Below are 19,813 nucleotides of genomic sequence, written 5' to 3' on the forward strand. Positions count from 1 at the left end.
CAGGGTTTGAACAGCGCCCGCCCACCGCGGGTTTGTTATCTGAATTTTTCGGGCCGGTCTCCGGGCTTGCGAGGGGCAATGTGCCTAATAAGCATCGCCTTCCCATGCCGTCGAGGCACAGTGGATCTGACGCTTCACTCGCTTACCGTTGCGGGGGCAGCACCGGACTGGTCATATCGCTATGACGCACCGGTTTCCCGTTTCACCCTGTGAAGGGCACCCGAAACAAGATGTGTAGGAGAGCATGGGGGTGGGAGGGGAGTCAATTGGGGTGTGTACATATCCGTTGCTGCGGTGATGGCTGAAATGGGTTCCGCTCCTACAGCGAACCGCCTTTGCTCTACACCACTCAAGCCGGCTGTCAGGCCGCTGTGCTTTTGCTTTTGCTTTTGCTTTTGCTTTTGATCTTGATCTTGATCTTGATCTTGATCTTGATCCTAAGCGCCCCGTCAAACACGCTGGCCGGAATTCGACAGGGATTTGGGGGGTAAACCGGCAGGGATGCCGGTTTAGCCGCCCCGCGCCATGGATGGCGCGTGGCGGCGGCCCCCCAAATCCCTGTCGGATTACGGGCACACCGAGCGTGAGCGAGGTGCCGAGTGTTGGGGCAAGAGCCCTTTGGTTACTTTGGGGCTCTTTTCCAAAGTGACCCGCCGTAAGGGCGGAACCCATTTCAGCCGTTACCGCAGAAACGGATATGTACACTAACCCAACCAATCCAACCCCATCATTGACCATCCCCCAAGCACTGCGTAGCCTTACACCCTTCGAGGTTCTTCGGCCCAGGCCGAAGCTAAGAAGGGAACGCGGTCCAAGCCGCGGCTGCCCCCGCAACTGTAAAGGGTTCAGCTGACTGCCACGCCACTGCCGACAAGGCGGGAAGGCGCAGCCAGCGCCGGTCGCAAGACCCGCAAGCCCCAAGCCAGGAGACCTGCCTCGCAACCGATTTTCTACTTCAACCGGGCGGGGTGATCCGGTGACGAAATCCGCTGCTGCGCGCCGTCGCAGGGCCTATCGTCCCGTATGCCCGCCCCCAAGGGCATCCGATGAAAACACTGGCCAAACTCCCCGTCACCATCGTCACCGGCTTCCTCGGCTCGGGCAAGACTACCTTGCTGCGCCACATGCTCGATAACGCCCAGGGCCGTCGCATCGCCGTGATCGTCAACGAATTCGGCGAACTGGGTATCGACGGTGAAATCCTCAAGCAGTGCTCCATCGGCTGCACCGAAGAAGAAGCCAACGGCCGCGTCTACGAGTTGGCCAATGGCTGCCTGTGCTGCACCGTGCAAGAAGAGTTCTTTCCAGTGATGCGCGAGTTGGTGGCCCGTCGCGGCGACCTCGACCATATCCTCATCGAAACCTCCGGCCTGGCCCTGCCAAAACCGCTGGTACAAGCCTTTCAGTGGCCGGAAATCCGCAGCGCCTGCACCGTCGACGCTGTGATCACCGTGGTCGACAGTCCGGCCGTGGCCGCCGGCACCTTCGCCGCTTTCCCGGACCAGGTGGATGCCCAGCGCAAGCTCGACCCGAACCTGGACCACGAGTCGCCGCTGCATGAGCTGTTCGCCGACCAACTGGCCAGCGCCGACCTGGTGATCCTCAACAAGAGCGACCTGATCAGCCCTGAAGACCTGGCCCGTGTGCGCCTGGAAGTCGCGGAAGAACTGCCGCCCGCGGTGAAGATCATTGAAGCCAGCAGCGGTCGTTTGCCGTTGGACGTGCTGATCGGCCTGGGTGCCGGCTCTGAAGAGCATATCGACGGTCGCCACAGTCATCACGACCATCACCATGACGGTGAAGACGATCATGACCATGATCACGACGCCTTCGACTCCATCTCCATCGACCTGCCGCAGGCCGATGAAGCGCTGCTGCTCGACGCCCTGACCCAGTTGGTGGTGCAACACGGCATCCTGCGCGTCAAAGGCTTCGCTGCGATTCCGAACAAGCCGATGCGCCTGCTGATCCAAGGGGTGGGTACGCGTTTCGACAAGCACTTCGACCGTGCCTGGGGCCCGGACGAAGCACGCATCACACGCTTGGTGCTGATCGGTCAGGACCTCGACGCGGCGGGCCTTGAAGCGCAACTGCGCGCAGCCCTCAGCGTTTAACCCATGCACCTGCTCAGGACCCAGCCCGGTGGTTTCGTCTCGGACGACAATATTGCCGACCTCGGACAAACCCCCGCTGATCTGGTGATCCTGTGCAGCGGCGATTCCAGCCTGGCGCTGCTGGCCGAAGCGGCCCAGCAGTTGCCGGACGATTACCCCAGCTTTCGCTTGGCCAACCCGATGCAGGTGCAGAACCATGCCTCGGTCGACCTGTATGTCGATGAGGTGCTGCGCCACGCCAAGGTCATTCTGATTTCCCTGCATGGTGGCATCGGTTATTGGCGTTACGGCATTGAGCGTCTGGTGGAATTGGCCGAGCGTGGCGTTCAACTGATTCTGGTGCCGGGGGATGATCGCCCGGACCCTGAGCTCAGCGGACTAAGTACCGTCGGCGCCGAAGAGCGTGATCGCCTCTGGCACTTCCTGCGTCAGGGCGGCCTGGGCAATGCCCTGGATTTCTATCGCTGCCTGGCCAGCACTTACCTGGGCCGTGATTACGCCTGGGCCGAGCCGCAAACCTTGCCGCGCACGGCGATTTATCACCCGCACCGTGCCAGCGCCCGGCTGAATGATTGGCAGGCCGACTGGAATGCTGAGTGGCCGGTGGCGGCGGTGTTGTTCTATCGCTCGCATTTGCAGGCAGCCAATACCGGTTTTATCGATGTGTTCTGCCAGCGCTTGCAGGCGGCGGGTCTCAACCCGTTGCCGATGGCGGTGGCCAGTTTGAAAGAACCCGGCTGCCTGGCGGTGGTCGAGGACCTGCTGGACGAGGTCGGCGCGGCGGTGATTCTCAACACCACCGGCTTCGCCCAGTCCAGCCCGGAAGCGCCGCACTTGCGGCCGTTTCGCCGCAATATCCCGGTGATCCAGGCGATCTGCGCCCAGGACAACCAGCCCGGCTGGGAAGCGAGCGACCAAGGTCTTGGCCCCCGCGACCTGGCGATGCACATTGCCTTGCCGGAGCTGGACGGGCGGATCATCAGCCGGCCGATCAGCTTCAAGGACCTGGCCTGGCGCAGTGAGCGCAGCCAGTCGGATGTGGTGTGCTACCGCGCCGCGCCGGAGCGCATGGATTTTGTTGCTGAGCTGGCGCGGCGCTGGGTCGAGTTGGCGCGAGTGCCGAATGGCGACAAGCGCATCGCGCTGATCCTCGCCAATTACCCGACCCGCGACGGTCGTATCGGCAATGGTGTCGGCCTGGATACGCCGGCGGCGGCGTTGAATATCCTGCGTGCCCTGCAGGCCGAAGGCTACCCGGTGTCGGATGCATTGCCGGAAAGCGGCACGGCACTGATCCACGCTTTGCTCGGCGGCGTTACCAATGACCTCGACAGCCTCGACCTGCGCCCCTGCCACCAAAGCCTGGGCCTGGAGGACTACGAGGCGATGTTCAGCCGCTTGCCCGCGGCCAATCGCCAGGCGGTGCTGGAGCGCTGGGGCACGCCTCATCACGACCCGATGTTCCGCGATGGCCGCATGATGGTCGCCGGCCTGCGCCTGGGCCTGACGTTCGTCGGTATCCAGCCGGCGCGGGGTTATCAGGTGGACGCCAGCGCCGTTTACCACGACCCGGACCTGGTACCGCCCCACGGTTACCTGGCGTTCTACTTCTGGTTGCGCCACACCTACGGTGCCCACGGCGTGATCCATGTAGGCAAACATGGCAACCTTGAATGGTTGCCGGGCAAGGGCGTCGGCTTGTCGGAAAACTGCTGGCCCGATGCGCTGCTGGGGCCGCTGCCGAATATCTACCCGTTTATCGTCAACGATCCGGGCGAGGGCGCCCAGGCCAAGCGACGCACCCAGGCGGTGATCATCGATCACTTGATGCCGCCCCTGACCCGTGCCGAAACCTACGGCCCCCTGCGTAACCTTGAGCTGCTGGCGGACGAGTACTACGAAGCGCAACTGCTGGATCCGCGTCGCGCCCTGGAGTTGCAGAAAGACATCCTCAAGCTGGTGCGCGAAACCCGCATCGACCAGGAACTTGAGCTGGAGAGCGACGCCGACGCCGCCGTCTGGCTGCCGCGCCTGGACACGTACCTGTGCGACTTGAAAGAGTCGCAGATCCGCGATGGCCTGCACATCTTTGGCGAGTCGCCGGCAGGTCGCCTGCGTATCGATACTTTGCTGGCCTTGCTGCGCATCCCGCGTGGCGATGGCCGTGGTCCGCAATCGAGTCTGCTGCGTGTGTTGGCCAAGGCCTTTGACTTGGGCTTTGATCCGCTGGATTGCGCTTTGGCCGAGCCCTGGACCGGGCGCCGTCCCCAGGTCTTGCAGAAGATCGATGCGCAGTTGTGGCGCACCGCCGGCGATACCCGCGAGCGCCTGGAGCTGTATGCCGCGCGGCTGATCGAACAGGCGCTGGAGGGGCCGCTTGAACAGCTGGAAGAGCCCGGTTGGGAGGATGTGAAGGCCGTTATCGAAAGCCTGCGCATCGTGGTGGCGCCGCGTCTGGACGCTTGTGGCCCGGCGGAAATGTGTGGCTTGCTGGATGCCCTCAGTGGCCGTTTTGTGCCTGCCGGCCCAAGTGGCGCGCCGAGCCGCGGACGTTTGGATGTGCTGCCGACGGGTCGCAATTTTTTCACCGTCGACGTGCGCAACCTGCCCACTACCACGGCCTGGCGCATCGGCTTTCAATCCGCCAACCTGATTCTCGAGCGACATTTGCAAGACCACGGCGACCACCTGCGCCAACTCGGCCTGTCGGTATGGGGCACTGCCACCATGCGCACCGGCGGCGACGACATCGCCCAGGCCATGGCGCTGATGGGCGTGCGCCCGGTGTGGGCGACCGGCAGCCAACGGGTGGATGATTTTGAAATACTGCCGATCAGCCTGCTGGACCGCCCGCGTGTCGACGTGACCCTGCGTGTGTCCGGGTTCTTCCGCGATGCCTTCGCCAACCTGATCCGCCTGTTCGACGCCGCGGTGCAGGCAGTGGCGGCGCTGGATGAACCGGACGATATGAACCCGCTGGCCGCCAAGGTGCGCAGTGAGCGTGAGGCGTTGCTCACATCTGGCCTGGACGCAGAAGCTGCGGCGAAACAAGCCGGTTGGCGCATTTTCGGCGCCAAGCCGGGCGCCTATGGTGCGGGCGTGCAGGGCGCGGTCGACGGTCGCCTGTGGCAAAGCCGTGAGGACTTGGCCGAGGTTTACCTCAACTGGGGCGGCTACGCCTATGGAGGTTCCGATGAAGGCACCGCCGCCCGTGCGCAATTCGCTCAGCGCTTGAGCCAGGTGCAGGCGGTGCTGCAGAACCAGGACAATCGTGAGCACGACCTGCTGGATTCCAACGACTACTACCAATTCCAGGGCGGCATGCTCGCTGCCGTGGAAACCCTCAGCGGTGACAAGGCCGCCAGCTACCATGGTGACCACAGCCAACCGGACCTGCCGAAGATCCGCACTCTGAAGGAAGAGCTGAACCGGGTGATCCGCTCCCGCGCCGCCAACCCCAAGTGGATCGAAGGCGTGAAGCGCCATGGCTATAAAGGTGCATTCGAGATGGCGGCGACCGTGGACAACCTGTTCGCTTTCGACGCCACCACGGCGCTGATCGACGATCATCAATACGCGCTGCTGGCCGATGCCTACCTGCTCGACCCCGACACCCGCGCCTTTGTGCAGCAACACAACCCCGACGCTTTGCGGGACATGACCGAGCGCATGCTCGAAGCCCAGCAGCGGGGCATGTGGCAGGAGCCGGGGGCGTATCGCGAGGCGCTGGAAAACCTGTTGCTGGATATAGAAGAGGACGGCTAAAGGCGGGCTCGTTGTGGTGAGCAGGCTTGTGTCGCAGAATTTGAAGAGGGATCGCATGACTGATATTCCCCATTTCCCGCTGTCCGCCGTAGTCGGCGCCGATGACCTGAAACTGGCGCTGTGCCTGACTGCCATCGACCCGAAGATCGGCGGTGTGCTGATCGAAGGTCCGCGCGGCATGGCCAAGTCGACCTTGGCGCGCGGTTTGGCGGACCTGTTGGCCAGTGGTCAGTTCGTGACGTTGCCTTTGGGCGCCACCGAAGAGCGCCTTGTGGGCACGCTGGACCTGGACGCCGCGTTGGGCGAGGGGCGGGCGCAGTTCTCACCCGGGGTCTTGGCGAAGGCCGATGGCGGCGTATTGTACGTCGATGAGGTCAACCTGCTGCCCGACCACTTGGTGGATGTGCTGCTGGACGTGGCCGCCAGCGGCACCAACCTGATCGAGCGCGATGGTATTTCCCATCGCCATTCGGCGCGCTTCGTGCTGATCGGCACCATGAACCCGGAGGAAGGTGAGTTGCGACCGCAGCTGCTCGACCGTTTCGGTTTCAACGTGGCGTTGAGTGGGCAGACCTTGCCGGTCGAGCGTGGGCAGATCATTCGTCGTCGCCTGGATTTCGACAGCGACCCGGCGGCGTTCTGCGCACAATGGGATGAGTCGCAGGCAGCCTTGCGAGAGCGCTGCACTCAGGCGCGGGCGCGGCTGGATGCCATCGCGCTGGACGATGAGACGCTGGCTCGGATCACCGAACGGTGCTTCGCTGCGGGCGTCGACGGGTTGCGTGCGGACCTGGTCTGGTTGCGCGGCGCTCGGGCCCATGCCGCCTGGCGGGGTGCCCATGCTATCGGCGAGGAAGATATTGAAGCTGTGGCGGAGTTTGCCTTGCGCCATCGCCGCCAAGAGCAGGCCACTCTATCGAGCCCACCGAGTGAAGGGCAATCGCCCAAGTCCTCCGACGCTTCCCCAGGCCAAGGCCAATGGGGTGACATGCCCGCACCGGCCTTGCCCACGGGCGCACGCCGGGAAATCCCCACCTGGCCAAAAAAGCCCTAGGCATTCGCCCCCGACCTGACGCGGGGGCGGATGCCCGCCCCAACGCGGGGCAACTGGACAGAGGCAGGCACGGCAAGGCGCGCAGCGCGAAACAGGGCTCGATCAATTGGCCGGGCACCTTGCTCGGTGGGCGCCCGCAAACCCGTGAGGATCTGCTTTATCACCTGCGCAGTCGTTCGGCCCCCGCGGCGTGGCTGGTGATTGTCGATGCGTCGGCGTCCACCCGGCGACATCACGCGCTTTCCGACGCCAAGGGCGTGTTGGCGCAGTTGTTTGATGATGCCTACCGCCAGCGGGCACGGATGGCGTTGTTGACAGCCAGCGGGCATTCGCCCAAATGGCAGGTCCAGGGATTGAAGGCGGCGAAGGGCTTGGCGGGTTGGCTGGACCAGTTGGGCGCGGGCGGCGGCACGCCATTACTCGCGGCGCTTGTAGAGGCCAGGCATTGGCTGGCACTGCGGCGTGCGCGTTACCCGGCTGAGCAACAGCGGTTGCTGGTGATCACTGACGGACGACTCAAGGATATCGCCGGGTTACCGTTGCTGGAGTGCCCTGGCGTGCTGGTGGATATCGAGCGTGGGCCGATCAGGTTGGGTCGGGCTCAAGAGTTGGCGGCTGGGTTGCAGCTGGATTATCGGCATATCGATGACTTGTAGCGCCTGGACGATCGCTTTCGCAGGCAAGCCAACTCCCACATTTGATCGGCGGTGCAGTCAAAATGTGGCCGCTGGCTTGCCTGCGATAAGGCCCTCCAATACACCAAAAATCCTTCAGCCCGCCCCCGGCACATTCGGCCAAAGGTCCGCCACCAGAAACAGCCGCTCAGCTTCCTCCCAATCCTCACCCACCTGCACCAGTCGCACCAGCAACTGCGCCGGGGCCATGGGGTCCAGGTCGGCCAGCCAGCCTTGCATCTGCGCCTCGCTCCACACCTGATCCGCCGGGTAATGCGCCGGCGCCAGCCACGCATGCCGGGGCAGGGGTTGCCAGCGGCCCGGCTGGCTGAGGCTGACAAACGCTTGCCAATCGCGCTGATGCAACCAGCGCCCACGCAGGTGCTGCGGATGGGCGCCGACGGGGGCTTGAGCCTGGCCGGGCCAAGGGTAGAGCAGGTAACCGCCCAGCCACAAATGCGCATCGAATTGCTGTATATCCAACGCCGCCAACGCCTCGCGGCTTTCCGCACGCGCTGATATCGGCAGTTGATGCTGGGCCAGATGAGCCAGTTTGCGGTCCAACCGATCATGGCAACCTGGCCCCAGCCATTGCGCCGTGTCCTGGCCGTTGCCATCCTGTGGCCCAAGATAAAGTTTGATCGCCAGCTCCAGGTGATGCACCCCATCGCGGTCGCGCAGCAGCATGTCCAGCTCGCCGAGGGTATGCCCGGCACGCCGGATCGGCAGGTTGGCGGCCAGCAATTCCACGCCCGGCGCATGTTGCACCGCGAACTGCCACAGGCGTTCGTAATAGAGGCCCAGGCGCCGCGTGCGTGGCAGGCTGAGCCATTGCTGCAAGGCGCCGCTGTCCTGATCAAGTTGGCGCAGCCAGCGTTCCAGTTGATGCGGTGCCTGCACCCAATCGCTGCCGGCCAGCGGGTGGCGTTGCGGCCACGGTGTGTGCGCGAGCATCGGCGGGGCGAGCATTACCCACGCCAGGTCGCGCACCTCGGGGTGGCGCAGCTGTCGGGGCAGGGTGTGCAGATCCGGGAACACAGTCATGGTCCGAGCATAGCCGTTTAAAGGTTGCATGGGTGGCTGAGAACTATTGTCATCAAGGCTTCATGGCGACAAAGGATTTTGCCTGGGGCGGCCTTTCGCCCATAATCCTTCTTTTTGCCACACCCCACATCCCGCAGGAGCCCCATGGAGCAATTTCGCAATATCGGCATTATCGGTCGCCTGGGCAGTACCCAGGTGTTGGACACCGTCCGCCGGCTGAAAAAATTCCTGCTGGAACGCCATCTGCATGTGATCCTCGAAGACACCATCGCTGAAATCCTCCCCGGCCACGGCCTGCAGACTTCATCGCGCAAGATGCTCGGCGAAGTCTGTGACATGGTGATTGTGGTCGGTGGCGATGGCAGCCTGCTGGGTGCGGCCAGGGCCTTGGCTCGGCATAACGTGCCGGTGCTGGGGATCAACCGTGGCAGCCTGGGGTTCCTCACCGATATCCGCCCCGATGACCTGGAAGTCGAAGTGGCCAAGGTGCTCGACGGCCATTACCTGGTGGAAAACCGCTTCCTGCTGCAAGCTGAAGTGCGTCGCCACGGCGAAGCCATCGGCCAGGGCGATGCCTTGAATGACGTGGTGCTGCACCCCGGCAAGTCCACGCGGATGATCGAGTTCGAGCTCTATATAGACGGCCAGTTCGTGTGCAGTCAGAAGGCCGACGGCCTGATCGTTGCCACGCCTACCGGCTCCACGGCCTACGCACTGTCGGCGGGCGGCCCGATCATGCATCCCAAGCTGGATGCCATTGTGATCGTGCCGATGTACCCCCATATGTTGTCGAGCAGGCCTATTGTGGTCGATGGCAACAGTGAGCTGAAAATCGTGGTGTCCAAAGACATGCAGATCTACCCCCAGGTGTCGTGTGACGGGCAGAACCATTTCACCTGCGCCCCCGGTGACACCATCACCGTGAGCAAGAAGGCACAGAAGTTGCGGTTGATCCACCCGCTGGACCACAACTACTACGAAGTGTGCCGCACCAAGCTGGGCTGGGGCAGCCGCTTGGGGGGTGGAGGCGACTGATGCTCGATCCCGCGCGTAGCTACGACCTGATTGGTGACGTGCACGGTTGCGCCCATACCCTTGAGCACCTGCTCGACCTGTTGGGCTACCACAAGCAGGGCGGCACCTGGCGTCACCCGTCGCGCATGGCGGTGTTCCTCGGCGACATCATCGACCGTGGCCCGCGCATCCGCGAGGCCTTGCACATCGTCCACGACATGGCCGAGGCCGGCCAGGCGCTGTGCATCATGGGCAACCATGAGTTCAACGCCCTGGGCTGGACCACGCCCGCACCGCCAGGCAGTGGCAAACAGTTCGTGCGCGAGCACAACCCACGGCACGCGCGGTTGATCCACGAGACCCTGACCCAATTCGAACAGCACCCGGCCGACTGGCACGACTTCCTCGGCTGGTTCTACGACATGCCGCTGTTTGTCGATGCCGGACGCTTCCGCGTGGTGCACGCCTGCTGGGATAACGGCTTTATCGATCCGCTGCGCGCGACTTTTCCGAACGGCTGCATCGACCAGCATTTCCTGCAGGCCGCCGCCGTACCGGGCAGTTTTGCCTGTAATGCGTTCGACCGCCTGCTGCGTGGCACCGACATGCGCCTGCCGGATGGCTTGACGCTGACCGGTGGCGATGGCCTGACGCGCTCATTCTTCCGCACCAAGTTCTGGGAAGACGACCCCAAGACCTACGGCGATATCGTGTTCCAGCCCGACGCCTTGCCGGAACCGGTGGCGCGTACGCCGTTGTCGTCCACCGAAAAGAATTCCCTGCTGCGCTACGGCGTCGACGAACCCTTGCTGTTCGTCGGCCATTACTGGCGCAGCGGCAAACCGGCGCCGATCCGACCAAACCTGGCCTGCCTGGACTACAGCGCAGTGCTGTACGGCAAGCTGGTGGCCTACCGTCTGGATCAGGAGACGCGGCTGGATCCGAATAAATTCGTATGGGTCGACGTTGAGCGGCCCGAGGTCATCAAATGAGTGCTGTGGCGGTATTACGCTTACCCTTGAGCGTCGACCTGGGCGGCTTTGTCCTGCTGCTGCAACGTATGCAAGTCCCCCATCGTGTCAGTGAAGAGGCGGGTGAGCAGGTGTTGTGGGTGCCCGAGAACATCAGCGACGACGTGCGCGTACTGTACCAACGCTTTCCTGCCGGGGACCCGGACCAGCAACTGGATATTCCCGAGCAGGCTCCGGTCAAGCGGCCCGGGTTCATCCAGCAACTGCGGCACAGCCCGTTGACCGCTTTGGTGCTGCTGGCAAGTATCATTGTTGGCGCCGTGACCTTGCTCGGTGAAAACCTGCAAGCCATGAGCTGGCTGACGTTCCTGCCATTTCGCATCGTCGGCGAGTACATCCAGTTCACGCCGCTGGCCGATAGCCTGGCGGCGGGGCAGTGGTGGCGGCTGGTCACCCCGATGCTGATCCACTTTGGCATCCTGCACCTGGCCATGAACGGCATGTGGTACTGGGAACTGGGCCGGCGCATCGAAGCGCGCCAGGGCAGCATCAACTTGCTGGGCCTGACGCTGTTGTTCAGCCTGGTGTCCAACTACGCTCAATATGCTTATGGCGGCCCCGGCCTGTTCGGTGGGTTGTCCGGCGTGCTGTATGGCCTGCTCGGGCATTGCTGGATTTTTCAATTATTGTCGCCTAACCCGGCCTATCGCTTGCCCCGCGGGGTGCTGGTGATGATGCTGGTATGGCTGCTGCTCTGCCTGTCGGGGCTGGTCTCGATGATCGGTTTCGGCGAAATCGCCAACGCTGCCCATGTCGGCGGCCTGGTTATCGGTTGCCTGACGGGTTTGCTGGGTGGGCTATACAGCCGCCGCAAAGCGTCTATTTGATAAGGAAGAGCCTTATGTCCTCTTTTGCTGAAATGATCGAAAACATCACGCCGGACATCTACGAGAGCCTCAAGCTCGCCGTGGAGATCGGCAAATGGTCCGATGGCCGCAAGCTCTCTGCCGAACAGCGCGAACTGTCGTTGCAGGCCATGATCGCCTGGGAAATCCAGAACCTGCCGGAAGACCAGCGCACCGGCTACATGGGCCCGCAGGAATGTGCGTCCAAGTCCGCGCCGGTGCCGAACATCCTGTTCAAGTCGGATGCGATCCATTGATTGAAATTGGTCGCGGTGCAGTCAGCAAAATGTCGGCGCAACTCGGTGAGCCGACCGTTCAATATGCGTTTCGCCTAGGCGATGCCGAGGTACCGGTCAATCCATTGATCGGTACTCACGTGCGCCTGGAATACCTCGGTGCCATTCATTGCAGCCATTGCGGCCGCAAGACCAAGACCAGCTTCAGCCAGGGTTACTGCTACCCGTGCATGACCAAGCTGGCCCAGTGTGACCTGTGCATCATGAGCCCCGAGCGTTGCCATTACGATGCCGGCACCTGCCGCGATCCGGGCTGGGGCGAAAAATTCTGCATGACCGACCACGTGGTGTACCTGGCGAACTCGTCGGGGATCAAGGTTGGCATCACCCGCGCCACCCAGTTGCCGACGCGCTGGCTGGACCAGGGCGCAAGCCAGGCGCTGCCGATCATGCGCGTGGCGACGCGCCAGCAGTCTGGGTTCGTCGAAGACTTGTTCCGCAGTCAGGTGGCCGACAAAACCAACTGGCGCGCGCTGCTCAAGGGCGACGCCCAAGCGGTCGACCTCAAGCAGGTGCGCGATGAGCTGTTCGCTTCTTGCGCCGAAGGCTTGCTCGGTTTGCAGGAACGCTTTGGCCTGCAGGCCATCCAACCGGTGACCGACATCGAACCGATCGAAATCCGCTACCCGGTGGAGCAGTATCCGGCCAAGATCGTCAGCTTCAACCTGGACAAGAACCCGATTGCCGAAGGCACGCTGCTGGGGATCAAGGGCCAATACCTGATCTTCGACACCGGCGTTATCAATATTCGTAAGTACACGGCCTACCAGCTCGCCGTGCATCAGTAGAAGGATGCCACCCATGCGCACCGAACAACCGAAGATGATTTACCTGAAGGACTATCAGGCGCCGGACTACCTGATCGAAGAGACGCACCTGACCTTCGAGTTGTTCGAGGACCACAGCCTGGTCCACGCGCAGCTGGTGATGCGCCGCAATCCTGAGCGCGGCGCGGGGTTGCCGCCGTTGGTGCTGGATGGACAACAGCTGGAATTGTTGAGTGTGAACCTTGCCGATCAGGCACTCGGCCCTGATGACTACCAACTGACCGACAGCCACCTGACGGTCCAGCCGAAAAGTGCGAGTTTTACCCTGGACACCACGGTAAAAATCCACCCGGAAACGAACACCGCCCTGGAAGGCCTGTACAAGTCCGGCAGCATGTTCTGCACCCAGTGCGAGGCCGAAGGTTTCCGCAAGATCACTTACTACCTCGACCGCCCGGACGTGATGAGTACCTTCACCACCACGGTCATCGCCGAACAGCATCGCTACCCGATCCTGCTGTCCAACGGTAACCCGATCGCCAGCGGTCCTGGCGAAGACGGCCGCCACTGGGCAACCTGGGAAGACCCGTTCAAGAAGCCGGCGTACCTGTTTGCCCTGGTTGCAGGTGACCTGTGGTGTGTCGAAGATACGTTCACCACCATGACTGACCGTGTCGTAGCGCTGCGCATCTACGTCGAGCCGGAAAACATCGACAAGTGCCAGCACGCGATGACCAGCCTGAAGAAGTCCATGCGCTGGGACGAAGAAACCTATGGTCGCGAGTACGATCTCGACATCTTCATGATCGTGGCGGTGAACGACTTCAACATGGGCGCCATGGAAAACAAGGGCCTCAACATCTTCAACTCCAGTGCGGTGCTGGCCCGTGCCGAAACCGCTACCGACGCCGCGCACCAGCGGGTCGAGGCAATCGTCGCCCACGAATACTTCCACAACTGGTCGGGTAACCGCGTGACCTGCCGCGACTGGTTCCAGCTGTCGCTCAAGGAAGGCTTCACCGTGTTCCGTGATTCGGGCTTCTCCGCCGACATGAACTCGGCCACGGTCAAGCGCATCCAGGACGTGGCGTACTTGCGCACCCACCAGTTCGCCGAAGACGCGGGCCCGATGGCCCACGCGGTGCGTCCGGACAGCTTCATCGAAATCTCCAACTTCTATACCCTGACCGTGTATGAAAAAGGCTCCGAAGTGGTGGGCATGATCCACACCTTGCTCGGTGCCGAAGGATTCCGCAAAGGCAGCGATCTGTACTTCGAACGCCATGATGGCCAGGCCGTGACCTGCGACGACTTCATCAAGGCCATGGAAGACGCAAACGGCGTCGACCTGACGCAGTTCAAACGCTGGTACAGCCAGGCCGGCACGCCACGTCTGGCGGTGAGCGAGTCCTACGATGCGGTGGCCAAAACCTACAGCCTGACCTTCCGCCAGAGCTGCCCGGAAACCCCGGACAAGGCGGAAAAACTGCCGTTCGTGATCCCTGTGGAATTGGGCTTGCTGGACGCTAAGGGCAGCAGTATGGCCTTGCGCCTGGCCGGTGAAGCGACCGCTGGCGCCACGTCGCGCGTGATCTCGGTGACCGAGGCCGAGCAGACCTTCACGTTCGTTGATATCCCTGAGCAACCGTTGCCTTCGCTGCTGCGCGGGTTCTCTGCGCCGGTCAAGCTGAGTTTCCCGTACAACCGCGATCAACTGATGTTCCTGATGCAGCATGACAGCGACGGTTTCAACCGCTGGGATGCCGGCCAGCAGTTGTCGGTGCAGGTGTTGCAGGAGCTGATTGCCCAGCATCAACAGGGCCAGGCGTTGCACATGGATCAGCGCTTGATCACCGCGCTGCGCAGCGTGTTGAGCGACGAAAGCCTGGACCAGGCGATGGTTGCGGAGATGCTGTCGCTGCCGGGTGAAGCCTACCTGACCGAAATCAGCGAGGTGGCGGATGTGGATGCCATCCACGCCGCCCGCGAGTTTGCGCGCAAGCAATTGGCGGATAACCTGCATGAAGCCCTGTGGCTGCGTTACCAGGCCAATCGCGAGCTGTCCAAGCAAACGCCGTACGTGGCGGCCGCCGAGCACTTCGCCCGTCGCGCATTGCAAAACATCGCGCTGTCGTACCTAATGCTCAGCGGCAAGCCGGAAGTGTTGGCGGCGACCCTTGAGCAGTTCGACACCAGCGACAACATGACCGAGCGCCTGACCGCGCTGGCGGTGCTGGTGAATTCGCCGTTCGAAGCGGAGAAGGCCCAGGCCCTGGCGGTGTTTGCCGAGAACTTCAAGGACAACCCGTTGGTCATGGACCAGTGGTTCAGCGTGCAGGCCGGCAGCACCTTGCCGGGCGGGCTGGCGCGCGTGAAGGCGTTGATGGAACACCCGGCGTTCAACATCAAGAACCCCAACAAGGTGCGCGCCTTGATGGGGGCCTTTGCCGGGCAGAACCTGATCAACTTCCACGCGGCGGACGGTTCGGGTTATCGCTTCCTGGCGGACCTGGTGATCGAGTTGAATGGTTTCAATCCGCAGATCGCTTCGCGGCAGTTGGCGCCGTTGACCCGCTGGCGCAAATACGACAGCGCACGCCAGGCGCTGATGAGGGCAGAGCTGGAGCGCATTCGGTCGTCTGGTGAGCTGTCGAGCGATGTGTTCGAAGTGGTCAGCAAGAGCCTGGCTTAAGCTGGAGCGATGAATAAAAAACGGCCTGTTCGACAGGCCGTTTTTTTTCGCCTCAGATAACCGGCGGGCGAGGGGAGTCCAGGCCGATATCGATGGGGAAACGCTCGGCGATGATGCCGTGCGGTACACCCAGTGGTATGGCGCTGGCATGGTCGAGACGGGTGACGTGCTCGGCCGACAATTGCACATTCAACGCGCCCAAGGTGCTGTCCAGTTGGGCGCGAGTGCGCGAACCCAGGATCGGGATCAGTGCGGTGGTGGAGCGGCGCGCCTTTTCCCGTAGCCAGCCGATGGCAACGTGGGTCGGGGAGGCTTCAACTTCGGCGGCGACCGCCAGCAGGGTATCCAGCACGGCGGTTTCACGGGCGCTGTGTTCGGCGTGCACCAGGATCCCAAGTTTATTGGCACGGTTGTCGTCCTGGGTGTTGCGGTACTTGCCTGTCAGGAAGCCACCGCCGAGGGGCGACCACAGTGTTGCAACCAGGCCCAGGGCTTCTGCCATCGGCAGCAATTCGCGGTCGGCGGTGCGCTCGACCAGACTGTATTCCACTTGGATGCCGATGATCGGCGCGAAGTTGCGCACTTCGGCCAGCAGGTCGGCGCGGGCAATACGCCAGGCGGGAAAGTTGGAAAGGCCGGCGTAGTGGATCTTGCCGGCGCGGACCAGGTCGTCGAGGCCGCGCAGGATCTCTTCCATGGGCGTGACGTTGTCGCTCATGTGCGCCCAGAGCAGGTCGATCCGGTCTGTGTTCAGGCGTTTGAGGCTGTCTTCCACCGAGCGAACCAGGTTCTTGCGATTGTTGCCCAGCCTGATCGTGCCTTCATCCGATGGCTGGGAGCGCAAGGTGTACTTGGTGGCCACCACCAGGTTGTCACGCTCGGTGGCGATAAACTCACCCAGCAGTTTTTCGGCCTGGCCGAACTGGTAGCCGTTGGCGGTATCGAGAAAGTTGCCGCCGGCCTCAAGGTAGCCGTCGAAGATTTGTTTGGCTTCATCGCGTTCGGCGCCATGGCCCCATCCCGTACCGAAATTAGCGGTGCCCAAGGCCAGTTCAGATACCTGCAGACCGCTGCGGCGGCCAAAGACTTTATTGCGCATACAAGGACTCCTGAGGCTGTGATGGTTCATACATGTTTATCAACATGTATTAAATATGATGCTGGTAATGTATTCGGTCAAGAGGCTTTTTCACTGCTGACGTTTTCTGACAGGGGGCTCTGCTAAGCTGCATCACTTTTTTTCTCGGCAGGCATTCCCGTGTCGCGCACCACTCGTCTACTGACTTTGCTCCAGGCCTTGCGGGGCAAGAAACGCCCGGTGACTGCTGCCGTGCTGGCGGCGCAGCTAGAGGTGTCCGAGCGTACGCTTTACCGCGACATTGCCGAATTGACTGCATTGGGCGCGCCGATTTTCGGCGAGGCGGGGGTTGGATATGTGTTGCGAAGCGGCCTGTTTCTGCCGCCTTTGATGCTGAACGCCGAGGAAACCGAGGCTATCGTGCTCGGCTTGCGTTACGTGGATCAGCGCGGTGATGACGTGCTCAGCCGCGCCGCCGCCAATGCTTTGGCGAAAATCGCCGACGTGCTCGACCCGGCCGCTCAGGAAGCCTTGCGCAACCCAACGGTATTGCCCGGCCCGCCAGGGTTCGGTTATCCGGAAAACCGCGTACCCCTCAACGTGTTTCGCGAAGCCATTCGCAGCCAGGCCAAATTGCAGATCGATTACGCAGACGCCAGCCAGACCCAGAGCCAACGTCTGATTTGGCCCCTGGCCTTGGGGTTCTTGAACGAAGTGCGGGTGATCGTCGCCTGGTGTGAATTGCGTGGCGCGTATCGCACCTTCCGCACCGACCGCGTGGCGAGTGCCCAAGCCCATGGCGAGCGTTATCCGGGGCGGCGCAGTGATTGGCTACGGGCCTGGCGCAAGCTGATGGAACAGAATGAGGACGGGCCGTTTACTCCTGACAAAAACTGACACAACCCTGGCTTAGCATGGCGTCACCAATCACCTACAAAGGAGCTGTGCCATGTCTATTCCCGAGTTGGCGCCGGCCATCATGGCCTACCTCGAGGCGGCCAACAGCCGTGACACCTCGGCTGTCGCCGATTGTTTTGCCGACGACGCCAATGTGTTCGATGAGGGGCAGCATCAAGTCGGCACCGTTGCCATCGCGCGCTGGATGGAAGACACCGCGCGCCGTTACCAGCCGCGGGTCGAAGTGCTCAAGGTGCAACACCGAACGGGCAAGGTGCTGGTCAGTAATGTGGTGTCTGGCAATTTTCCCGGAAGCCCGTTGGAGCTGCGCTACACCTTTCGATTGAACGAGCAGGGTAAGATTTCGCGACTGGATATTTCCCTGTAGGTCATACTGGCGGGCATGACTTTCGACTCGCCCCGCGCTGCCTACCAATACGCCATTGCTCAACCGGGCTTCGTTGCCGACGACGCTCAGCGTCGAGCGGTCGACGCGCTGCAAGCCTGCCATGAAGCCCTACATCGGGGGCGTGCGCCAATCATCGGCGTCTACCTGTGGGGGCCAGTGGGGCGTGGCAAGACCTGGCTGATGGACCAGTTCTACCAGAGCCTGCGGGTGCCTGCGCGGCGCCAGCACTTTCATCACTTCATGGCGTGGGTGCATCAACGGCTGTTCCAACTGACAGGCACCCATGACCCCTTGCAGGCCCTGGCGCGCGAGCTGAGCCAGGAGGTGCGCGTGCTGTGCTTCGATGAGCTGTTCGTCAATGACATCGGTGACGCGATCATCCTGGGACGCTTGTTTCAGGTGATGTTCGAGGAAGGCGTGGTGATGGTCTGCACGTCGAATCAACCGCCTGGGCAGTTGTACGCCGATGGCTTCAACCGGGAGCGTTTTTTGCCGGGCATTGCGGCAATAGAACAGCATATGCAGGTGGTGGCCGTGGACGGCGAAAAGGACCACCGCTTGCACCCGGGCGTGGCGTTTCAGCGCTATTGGGTCAATCAACCCGACGCGCTGGCCGGTGTATTCAAGCAATTGGCGCAAGGGCAGGCGGTGCAGAGTGGGCCGGTGACTGTCGGTCATCGCTCGATCATCGCGCAGCAGTCCAGCGACACAGTGCTCTGGTGCAATTACGCGGACCTGTGCGAGCAACCCCTCGCGGCGATGGATTTCATGCTGCTGTGCGATCGCTTCAAGGCGATCCTGTTGGGTGAAGTGCCCAACCTCAGTGCGCAAAAACGCCCCGGCCGGATCGCCCGAGGTACCGAAGATGGCGCACAGCGCGTGGAGGCGGGTGATCGCGAGTTGCCGCAATTGTCGGTGCACGATGACAGTGTGCGTCGTTTCATCGCCCTGGTGGACGAGTGCTACGACCGCAAGGTGCCATTGTTCATCGAGGCGCGGGTACCTCTGGAGTGTCTTTATACCGAGGGTTACCTGGAGTTTGCGTTCCGTCGGACATTGAGCCGCCTGCGGGAAATGCAGTTGCTGCGTTTCGCCTGAGGGTGTGTGAAAAAACACAGGAATCGGCTGATTGTCGGCTTTCAACGGCACAGCCTTGGCGCTTTCATGCGCATTTTTGTAGTTAATCTCCTTCATCTGTGTCCGGCTCCACGCTTACAATCGTGCCCCTATAGGGAGCCGATTCCCTTGTAGTCGTGATTGAGGACGGAAATGGACACCCCAGATATCCTGGTGCTGCAAGCCAGCTATACCAATCCCGTGCATGCGCAAGCCATTGGCCGCGTGCTCAACCATTACGCCGAGGACCCGATGGGCGGTGGCCACAGCCTGCCTGCCGATCTTCTGGAGCAGTTGCCGGGCGAGCTGGCCAAGCGACCTCATGCCTTCAGCGTGCTGGCGTTTGTGGGAGGGGAGCCGGCAGGTCTGGTGAATTGTTTTGAAGGGTTTTCCACATTTGCCTGCCGTCCGCTGGTCAATGTCCATGACGTGGTTGTGATGGATGCGTTTCGGGGGCTGGGGTTGAGCCAGAAAATGCTGTTGAAGGTCGAGGAAATCGCCCGTCAGCGGGGCTGCTGCAAAATCACCCTGGAGGTGCTGGAGGGCAATGCGGTGGCTCAGTCGGCCTATCGCAAGTTCGGTTTTGATGACTCGATATTTGATCCAGCCCACGGGCGCATGTTGTTCTGGAGCAAACCGCTTTAATCAATCACAGGCAAAAAAAGGCGCCATTAATTAAATGGCGCCAAGTTCACCTTAGCCATAGGAGCAGGATGGTAAAGGGCCGTGCGGTTAACGCAGTTGAATCAAGTGTTCGGTAGTTCCTCGGCGGTAGATTGACCGGCTGCCTCTTTCTTCACGTTCTTCCCATCAGCCTGCGCGGTTTGTTCTGCAGTGCCGTGAGTCTTTTGCTGCATGAACGTGAAGTTGTTGTAGAACTCCTTCGAGCGCTCGGAACCACCTTCGGCGAAGGCGGCGGCGGAGGTCAGGGTCATCAGGCTGGCAAGCACCAGGGTCGAGAGTTTCATGGCAGTATTCCCATTAAGAGTGATCGGTATCCGCTCTGTCCTTGATCAG

General features: G+C 62.0%; 17 protein-coding genes and 2 riboswitches. Of the genes, 14 read left to right on the top strand and 3 right to left on the bottom strand.

Translation table 11 applies throughout. From position 1 onward, the window contains the following. Positions 1-34: 34 nt before the first annotated feature. A riboswitch (cobalamin riboswitch) is annotated at positions 35-239 on the bottom strand. 514 nt (positions 240-753) lie between these two features. Beyond that, positions 754-953, top strand: a riboswitch (cobalamin riboswitch). Positions 954-1,046: 93 nt separating this feature from the next. The 4 genes from cobW to AB4N92_RS24440 are packed head-to-tail and all read left to right on the top strand — an operon-like array spanning position 1,047 to position 7,589. Further along, positions 1,047-2,114, top strand: coding sequence for a cobalamin biosynthesis protein CobW (gene cobW / locus AB4N92_RS24425; protein WP_021491686.1), 1,068 nt, complete (start codon positions 1,047-1,049; stop codon positions 2,112-2,114). A gap of 3 nt (positions 2,115-2,117) precedes the next feature. Beyond that, a complete protein-coding gene (cobN, locus tag AB4N92_RS24430) occupies positions 2,118-5,879 on the top strand; it encodes a cobaltochelatase subunit CobN (protein WP_021491685.1) in 3,762 nt (1,253 codons plus the stop codon). Positions 5,880-5,934: 55 nt separating this feature from the next. Next, on the top strand, positions 5,935-6,933 hold the full coding sequence (locus tag AB4N92_RS24435; protein WP_176332208.1) for an ATP-binding protein: 999 nt from the start codon (positions 5,935-5,937) through the stop codon (positions 6,931-6,933). A 53-nt stretch (positions 6,934-6,986) separates the two neighbouring features. Further along, complete coding sequence (locus tag AB4N92_RS24440) at positions 6,987-7,589, top strand: vWA domain-containing protein (RefSeq protein WP_137206305.1); 603 nt, start codon at positions 6,987-6,989, stop codon at positions 7,587-7,589. Between the two features lie 114 nt (positions 7,590-7,703). Here the strand turns inward: AB4N92_RS24440 and AB4N92_RS24445 are convergent, their stop codons facing one another. Further along, positions 7,704-8,651: a DUF1853 family protein gene (locus tag AB4N92_RS24445; protein WP_176332207.1), complete on the bottom strand. Its 948-nt coding sequence runs from the start codon at positions 8,649-8,651 to the stop codon at positions 7,704-7,706. A 144-nt stretch (positions 8,652-8,795) separates the two neighbouring features. Here AB4N92_RS24445 and AB4N92_RS24450 point away from each other — a divergent pair, with 144 nt between their 5' ends. From AB4N92_RS24450 to pepN, 6 genes are read left to right on the top strand one after another with little or no spacing between them, the layout of a single operon-like run. Beyond that, entirely contained in the window at positions 8,796-9,686 is an 891-nt protein-coding gene (locus tag AB4N92_RS24450; protein ID WP_010210870.1) for an NAD(+) kinase, read from the top strand. Continuing rightward, a complete protein-coding gene (locus AB4N92_RS24455) occupies positions 9,683-10,657 on the top strand; it encodes a metallophosphoesterase (RefSeq protein ID WP_373422413.1) in 975 nt (324 codons plus the stop codon). Before AB4N92_RS24450 ends, AB4N92_RS24455 begins: the two co-directional genes overlap by 4 nt. Further along, the gene (locus AB4N92_RS24460) at positions 10,654-11,523 is read left to right on the top strand and encodes a rhomboid family intramembrane serine protease (protein WP_021491805.1); all 870 of its coding nucleotides are present in this window, start codon (positions 10,654-10,656) and stop codon (positions 11,521-11,523) included. Before AB4N92_RS24455 ends, AB4N92_RS24460 begins: the two co-directional genes overlap by 4 nt. 14 nt (positions 11,524-11,537) lie before the next feature. Continuing rightward, on the top strand, positions 11,538-11,798 hold the full coding sequence (locus AB4N92_RS24465; protein ID WP_010210866.1) for a YeaC family protein: 261 nt from the start codon (positions 11,538-11,540) through the stop codon (positions 11,796-11,798). Further along, the gene (locus AB4N92_RS24470) at positions 11,795-12,625 is read left to right on the top strand and encodes a DUF2797 domain-containing protein (RefSeq protein ID WP_021491804.1); all 831 of its coding nucleotides are present in this window, start codon (positions 11,795-11,797) and stop codon (positions 12,623-12,625) included. The genes AB4N92_RS24465 and AB4N92_RS24470 overlap by 4 nt, the downstream gene beginning before the upstream one ends. A gap of 13 nt (positions 12,626-12,638) precedes the next feature. After that, complete coding sequence (pepN, locus tag AB4N92_RS24475) at positions 12,639-15,296, top strand: aminopeptidase N (protein WP_236267206.1); 2,658 nt, start codon at positions 12,639-12,641, stop codon at positions 15,294-15,296. 52 nt (positions 15,297-15,348) lie between these two features. Here the strand turns inward: pepN and AB4N92_RS24480 are convergent, their stop codons facing one another. After that, on the bottom strand, positions 15,349-16,395 hold the full coding sequence (locus AB4N92_RS24480) for an aldo/keto reductase (protein WP_236267205.1): 1,047 nt from the start codon (positions 16,393-16,395) through the stop codon (positions 15,349-15,351). Between the two features lie 159 nt (positions 16,396-16,554). Here AB4N92_RS24480 and AB4N92_RS24485 point away from each other — a divergent pair, with 159 nt between their 5' ends. The 4 genes from AB4N92_RS24485 (at position 16,555) to AB4N92_RS24500 (ending at position 19,441) form a co-directional block, all read left to right on the top strand. Beyond that, entirely contained in the window at positions 16,555-17,271 is a 717-nt protein-coding gene (locus AB4N92_RS24485) for a helix-turn-helix transcriptional regulator (RefSeq protein ID WP_045792232.1), read from the top strand. 52 nt (positions 17,272-17,323) lie between these two features. Next, positions 17,324-17,659, top strand: coding sequence for a nuclear transport factor 2 family protein (locus AB4N92_RS24490; RefSeq protein ID WP_010210857.1), 336 nt, complete (start codon positions 17,324-17,326; stop codon positions 17,657-17,659). A 15-nt stretch (positions 17,660-17,674) separates the two neighbouring features. Beyond that, the gene (gene zapE, locus AB4N92_RS24495; RefSeq protein ID WP_010210856.1) at positions 17,675-18,778 is read left to right on the top strand and encodes a cell division protein ZapE; all 1,104 of its coding nucleotides are present in this window, start codon (positions 17,675-17,677) and stop codon (positions 18,776-18,778) included. Positions 18,779-18,949: 171 nt separating this feature from the next. Beyond that, entirely contained in the window at positions 18,950-19,441 is a 492-nt protein-coding gene (locus AB4N92_RS24500; RefSeq protein ID WP_010210855.1) for a GNAT family N-acetyltransferase, read from the top strand. Between the two features lie 101 nt (positions 19,442-19,542). On the opposite strand, the gene AB4N92_RS24505 is transcribed toward AB4N92_RS24500, so the two are convergent. Continuing rightward, the gene (locus AB4N92_RS24505; RefSeq protein WP_010210854.1) at positions 19,543-19,764 is read right to left on the bottom strand and encodes a hypothetical protein; all 222 of its coding nucleotides are present in this window, start codon (positions 19,762-19,764) and stop codon (positions 19,543-19,545) included. Between the last annotated feature and the right edge of the window lie 49 nt (positions 19,765-19,813).

The organism is Pseudomonas sp. S3_A09 (assembly GCF_054668065.1).